Raw genomic sequence first — 6782 nt, 5'->3', positions numbered from 1 at the left:
CCATCAGGTTAAGATTTTTTTTGATTGACGATTAAGAATTGATGAGCGGTTCGCCGCAGCGATGTAAATTGTAGAATTTGAGAAATAAAAATATTCTAAAATCAACAATTTTTAATCTGTATTCTTCAATTTTGGCTATGGTGAGGACACAGAAACGAGCGTGTTTACACCAAAAAACGCCATTGCCTGTGTCCTCACAGGCAATGATTTCGCAAATAATTAATTATGGAAAAAATCCGTTGTCTTGCCGTTGATGATGAGCCTTTAGCTCTCGATATTTTGGCAAATTATATACAGAAAACACCCAATCTGAGCCTTGTGGCTACTTGTACCGAGCCTTTGGAAGCTCTGAGTTTGATTCAGCAAGGGAAAGTCGATTTGTTGTTTTTGGATATTCAGATGCCTACCCTCACGGGTATTCAGTTTTTGCGAGTCATGAATGGCAAATGCAAGACAATTCTGACAACGGCCTACTCGGAATATGCCCTTGAAGGCTACGAATACGATGTGGCAGATTATTTACTGAAACCGATTTCGTTTGAACGATTCTTGAAAGCCGTACAGAAAGCAGTGGGGCAGTTTTCAATGGGCAGTTTGCAGTCTTCAGTTGGCGGTGGGCAGTCTTCGATAGGCAGTTTGCAGTCTTCGATTGGCAACGAAAATTCAGAAACTTTAAGTTCTCCAACAACTACTCAACAGCAGCAACTCGACTTTATTTTTGTAAAAACTGAGTACAAAATTCAGAAAATCAACCTTTCGGATATTCTTTATTTGGAAGGATTGAAAGATTATGTATCAATTTACACTACCACCGAGCGAATCCTGACGCTACAAACCATGAAAAAAATGGAAGAAATGTTGCCCTCGAATCGCTTTGTGCGGGTGCATAAATCTTACATTGTTTCGCTCGAAAAAATCGAAACCATCGAACGTCAACGAATTTTTATTGGTAAAAACACCATTCCAGTTGGCGATAGTTTTCAGAAAGATTTCATGAAACTCATCGGGTGAAATTTTACTCGCTGAATCATCTAAAAGCGTTGTGTATCTGACCTGATGCACAACGCTTTTTTTCTTGTAAGATGCAAAATTCCGTTATTATGGAATTTTGTAGACACAGTTTTCTCTATGTAATTATCCTCCTTTATGAACAAGTTATTTTGCTTTACTATTTAATGTATTTTAAAAATGGCACATTTTGCTAGTTTATTTACTTGTTTTTATGTTCGTTCTAAGGGGAAGTTGTGTTTTGGGATAGCATTTTTCTGATGTCTGTAATTTTTAGTGGAAATATTTTCCATTAAATTGGAAAATATTATAAAATTTATTTCCTTTGTAATGTCAATCAGAAAATTCAATAAAAAATAAAAATTATACTATTATTTACTTGCCAAGATGTTTAAACTTTACCAAAGAAAAATGAAATCATTAATTAAGTACGCACTCATTGGCTTAGTGTGTGTAACATCAAGTGTTTATGCCCAAATGCCGCATGATGTTATCTACATGCCAAAAAGAACTGCTTGTTTGGCGGTGTCTTACAGCAATAGTAGCTGGAAAGAATACTGGGAAAATACGCTCAAGCGTGAAAATCTTAATATCGGTACACTCACAACTCAAAGTGTGATGCCAATGGTGGCCGTGGGACTAACCGATAAATTGAATGTGATTGTCGGAATTCCATATATTACAACTAAAGCCAGTGCAGGGAACTTGATGGGACAAAAAGGTATTCAAGACCTCTCGGGTTGGTTGAAATACGAATTAGTTAAAAACGATAAAGGCTTTTCTATACATGGTGTCTTAGGTGCATCGATTCCTGTCGGAAATTATGTGCCAGATTTTCTTCCGATGTCTATTGGGTTGCAATCTAAAACGGCTACGGGTCGTTTGATTGCTAACTACACACACAAATCGGGGATTTATGTTACTGCTCACGGAAGCTACATGCTTCGAAGTAATATCAAAGTTGACCGTGATGCTTATCAAGCAGATAATCGAGTATATAATACCAACGAAGTGAGTGTTCCAAACGCAACTGATGCGGCCGTAAGATTGGGTTATATCAAAGATGGAAGCCGTATTCAGGCCGAAGTTTTTGCCGAAAACTTCACCTGTGTGGGTGGAGATAATATTCGCCGTAATGATATGCCTTTCCCGACAAATAACATGACCTCTACGAGCGTAGGTTTCTACGGTAAATATCAGCCAAAAAATATCGGATTCAATGTGCGTGTAGCCAGAGTGGTAAATGGTATGAATGTTGGCCAAACGACAAGTTTTTCAGTTGGTTTATTGTACCAGTTGAACCCGAAAACTAAAAAATAATAGATTTTCTCGTGGTAGAGACAGGACATGCCCTATCTCGACGGAGGCAAAACTCAAAATAAATTGAATTATCAAAATGAAAAATACATACAAAAATATACTTAAAGCAATCATTATAGCTCCCCTATTGGGGGCGGGGGGGGCTGTTGTTCTTTCTTGCGATAAAACCGTGACAGAACCCTTAAAAGAAGCATACGTTCCAACTAAATTAGACGAAAATGCAGGTACTTGGAAACCATACATATTGACATCATCGAGTGAAGTGGCAGTAGCTGCACCAAAAGCAGCTTCCGATGCAGCATATTTGAAAGAATTAGACTCATTAAAAAATAAAATTATGCCAGTCCTAACGCCTGCCAACAAAGATGCAATCGCATACTGGGGGGCAGGAGCGGTCTATCGTTGGAATGAAATTGCTCGTGAATTGGCAGCTCGATATAATATTCCGCCTGCCTCAAACGCCGAAGGAAAATATCCAGTGCCAGATGCGGCTAATCCTCTGGCCGACCCTAAATTCCCGTTTGCAAATCCACCTTACACAGCTCGTGCTTTAGCTTATTTAAGTGTAGCACAATACGATGCTTTGGTGAGTGCTTGGAACTATAAGTACAAGTATAATCGCAAAGCACCGTCTAAAAACGATGCCACAATCTCAACTTTATTGCCAGTTTCTGACTTACCATCCTATCCTTCCGAAGATGCTGTTGTGGCAGCAGCATCTTATACCATTTTGGTAGCGATGTTTCCGGGTGAAGTGCCTTTTTTAGATGCTAAATTAGCCGAAGCTAAAAATGCAAGAGTTTGGGCTGGGGTAAATGTACCGAGCGATATTACGGCTGGCGATGCACTTGGAAAAGCTGTTGCGGCAAAAGTAATGGCAAAAGCTCGTGTAGATGGAATGAGTGCTTCAAATAACCAAACACTCGTAGCTGGTCAAATCGAAGCCGCCAAAAGTCGTGGAATCAAAGATACATGGGTGAGCCAAGAAATTCCCGCTCGCCCGCCAATGTTGCCAAACTATGGATCCGTGGCTACTTGGAATTTCGATAGAAAGACTTTAGAAAGTATTCGTCCAAAAATGCCGTATGTGGTTGGGTCAGCCGAATGGCAAAAAGAGTTTGAAGAATTGGAGAAAATCAATAAATCACAAACCCGTGAGCAAGCCCGTATTGCCAATTATTGGGCTGATGGTGCGGGAAGTTATACGCCACCAGGGCATTGGAGCAGAGAGGCCGCCAATCTTTGTCACGAGAATAAGTTTAGTGAAGTCGCTACAGCACGTACGATGGCATTGGTAAGCACGGCTCTGATGGATGCTGGTATTGCTTGCTGGGAAACAAAATATTACTACTATACACCACGTCCGCAACAGTTTGGCTTGAAAACCTCGGTTGGCTTGCCAAACTTCCCTTCTTACACTTCTGGACACTCAACGTTTTCGGCGGCAGCAGCCACGGTTTTAGGGTCGGTTTTCCCTTCTAAAGCTGCCGAAATGACTGCCAAAGCTAAAGAAGCTTCAGAGTCAAGAATTTATGGTTTGATTCATTTCCGAGTTGACTGCGAACTTGGTTTAGTACACGGAGCCAAAATCGGCGAATATGCTATCGCCCGTGGGAAAGCCGATGGGTCGGGGTACTAAGCTTTATTGATTTGAAATTGCTTCGTAATAATTATAAAATGAGTGTGGGCAGCCTTTCGGCTGCTCACTTTAGAAAAAATATAATTCAATCTTCCTTTTTTTTAACGGACATACACAATGAAAAAACTTATCCTTTCTTTGGCAATTATTTCAGCTTCTATGAGTGTCTATTCACAAGGCTGTATCGCAGTGCGTTCAATGTCCACGGCTAACGGAAATCCGAGTGGTTCGGCTTTTATGAAGGCTGGCGAATTTCAGTTTTCTACTAATTTCAGAAAGCTACATTCTTACAAACATTTTGTCGGAAAAGTTGAGCAACCTCATCGTGTTGAGCAAAAAACCGAAGTTATCAACGATTCATATAACTTTGATTTTGGTCTTACTTATGCTGTTAGTAGTCGCCTAAGTTTTACGCTCAATGTGCCACTTTCTTACAACGACCGCTCGTCACTCTACGAGCATTATGGCAATGGCACACCTGCGGGGTCAAATCCACGTTTTCATACCCAATCGCAAGGGGTGGGTGATATGCGTTTGTCGGCATCTTATTGGCTCATTAATCCAACTACGGCACCCAAAGGTAATATCGCTATCGGAGTAGGAATAAAAGCACCAACTGGAAATGCTAACGTGCAAGACGAGTTTCACAGACTCGACAAAGACAAAAAAGAATATATTCAGATAAAAGCAGTTGACCAATCAATGCAATTAGGTGATAGCGGCTGGGGACAAAGCATAGAAATGCAAGGTTATTTGTCGGCATTTAAAAAAGCTCAGTTATATTTCAATGGTTTTTATTTATTCAGCCCGAAAGAACTGAATAAAGCAACTGGTTTTTCAGTACCTGACCAGTTCGGGGCAAGAGTTGGCATGACCTACGCTTTATTCCCAAAAAAGAATATTGCTGTTAGTTTAGGTGGGCGTTTGGAAGGTTTACCAGCCGTTGATGCTATTGGTGGAAGTCTCGGTGCTCGTCGCCCAGGATACATCGTTTCGGTAGAGCCGGGTATCATTTGGAGTGGACACAAAAGCTCATTTTTAGTGGCAGTTCCTTATGCAGTTGTAAGAGATAGAATTCCGACTTGGACAGTGACAGGTTTCCGTGAAGGTGATGCCGCCTTTGCTGATTACTTTATCTCGGCTACTTACGCTTATCGTTTTTGAGTTGATGAAATATAATAAATGAGTGTTTCAACAAAGAATGTGACAAAAATCATTGTTTTAGGTCACCTAAGTCACATTCTTTGTTGAATTTTTCATGAAATCGAAAAAGAAAAAGTAGATTTGTGGACAATTCTGAAATACTCAATTAACTGAAAAAAACAGCCTCCATATTGTTTTTGTGTCTTTTGCTTTGCAATGCTCTGGGCTATACATTCGTTTTTTTAGTAAACGAATGGCAGGAAAGTCATGAGGTAAAAGCCACCAGTTTTGTGGAGCTTGAAGGCGATAAATTGGTTTTTAAAATGCAGTTATCGTTGCCTTATCAATCAGAATGGAGAAACGAACTCATTGATGGCAGTACTGCGATTTTTGAAGGAGAGTTCTTTAAATCTTACGAACAGGTTTACCGAGGCGATACGCTTTACACATATTACAAAAGACTTGATTTGAGCCGAGATAATATCATGGCTTTGATGAGTGAAGTTCACGAAAACTTGAATTTGTTTTCTGAGAGGCACAAATCCACCAGCCAGAAAGCTTTAGAGTTTTCTAAGAATCTTACCAAAGACTACGTTGAGTTTCGCTCAAAAATGCTGGTGTGGTTTAAGCTCGAAGATTTGCCTCGTCGCAATTATTTTATCAACAACTTCTACTATAGTTTGTCTCTGACGGTCAATGCTCCACCGCCAATTCTTTCATGAAACTTTTCTTTTTTGAAAATTCATTGGGCACTCCTTCCAAAAAGGATTTGTCATGCCGTATCTTATACTCAAATCAACCAAACGCTGACTGTTAAATTGTCAGAGACTTTGTTTTTTGGAATTGTTTTTGTTTGAGTACAAAGCATAAATTTTGATTGTAAAATATTTATAATCAATGAATTGGTTTGTTTGGAAAACTCTTTTTTTAATCGGAATTATTATGAAAAATAATATATCAACTTTGGAGCAACCCAGAGTTTTAATCTCATTTGTTTGGCTCAATCGGATAGCTCTTTTTGTGGTCTTTTTTTGGTTTGGATTGCTCAAGATAATTGGACTTTCACCTGCAAAAGATATCGTAACTCACCTACATCATCAAACCATCGAACCCTTTATTTCGGCTTCGCATTTTATTCCATTATTGGGTTTGATTGAATGTTTGATTGGTGTTTTGTGGTTAGTGCCAAAGTTTACTAAACTTACTTTTGTCATATTTTGCTTACAAATGTTCACCACATTTTTGCCGCTCATTTTGCTCCCGAGCGAAACTTGGCAAACCGATTTTGCTTTGACTCTCGCTGGGCAGTATATCATCAAAAACGTGGTGCTAATTGCCTCGGCATATACAGTTTATCAAGTTCGAAATAATGCAAAGAATTAACCACAAGCGAAAAATATTAAATTTATCATGTTTTATGTAGCCATGGGCGTCACGAAGCAGATGTAGTTCTATGCATGTCTGTGACTTTGGGTTTCTGTTGGTCGTCAAGTTAATCCTAGCTTTTTACTTGTTTTTGATACTTTACTTGCCTAAAATTTTAAGTTTTAGGCAAGTTTTCGGTATTTTGTTGTTTATCAAATAAAGCATTAAGAGATTAATACAAATGAAAAATTATATTGCACAAAATGCCACCGTGGTTGGCAAAGTATCGCTCGGCGAAGATTCATCA

6 protein-coding genes are annotated in these 6782 nt (G+C 39.3%); all 6 read left to right on the top strand.

Annotated features, from left to right (window positions below):
• Window positions 1–225 precede the first annotated feature (225 nt).
• The 6 genes from ACOVO2_RS01725 (at window position 226) to ACOVO2_RS01700 (ending at window position 6493) form a co-directional block, all read left to right on the top strand.
• The gene (locus ACOVO2_RS01725) at window positions 226–1011 is read left to right on the top strand and encodes a LytR/AlgR family response regulator transcription factor (RefSeq protein ID WP_421768314.1); all 786 of its coding nucleotides are present in this window, start codon (window positions 226–228) and stop codon (window positions 1009–1011) included.
• A gap of 408 nt (window positions 1012–1419) precedes the next feature.
• On the top strand, window positions 1420–2328 hold the full coding sequence (locus ACOVO2_RS01720; RefSeq protein WP_421768313.1) for a hypothetical protein: 909 nt from the start codon (window positions 1420–1422) through the stop codon (window positions 2326–2328).
• Window positions 2329–2404: 76 nt separating this feature from the next.
• Window positions 2405–3967 (top strand): phosphatase PAP2 family protein, encoded by a 1563-nt coding sequence (locus ACOVO2_RS01715; protein WP_421768312.1) that lies wholly within the window; start codon window positions 2405–2407, stop codon window positions 3965–3967.
• 117 nt (window positions 3968–4084) lie between these two features.
• Window positions 4085–5131, top strand: coding sequence for a hypothetical protein (locus ACOVO2_RS01710; RefSeq protein WP_421768311.1), 1047 nt, complete (start codon window positions 4085–4087; stop codon window positions 5129–5131).
• A 170-nt stretch (window positions 5132–5301) separates the two neighbouring features.
• Entirely contained in the window at window positions 5302–5832 is a 531-nt protein-coding gene (locus ACOVO2_RS01705; RefSeq protein WP_421768310.1) for a hypothetical protein, read from the top strand.
• A 220-nt stretch (window positions 5833–6052) separates the two neighbouring features.
• Window positions 6053–6493, top strand: a complete 441-nt coding sequence (locus tag ACOVO2_RS01700; RefSeq protein ID WP_421768309.1) for a hypothetical protein — start codon at window positions 6053–6055, stop codon at window positions 6491–6493.
• The last annotated feature ends 289 nt before the right edge of the window (window positions 6494–6782 follow it).

The sequence above is a fragment of the Emticicia sp. genome, from assembly GCF_049241225.1.
Taxonomy (GTDB): Bacteria; Bacteroidota; Bacteroidia; order Cytophagales; family Spirosomataceae; genus Emticicia.
This window is presented reverse-complemented; position numbering and strand designations above follow the sequence as displayed.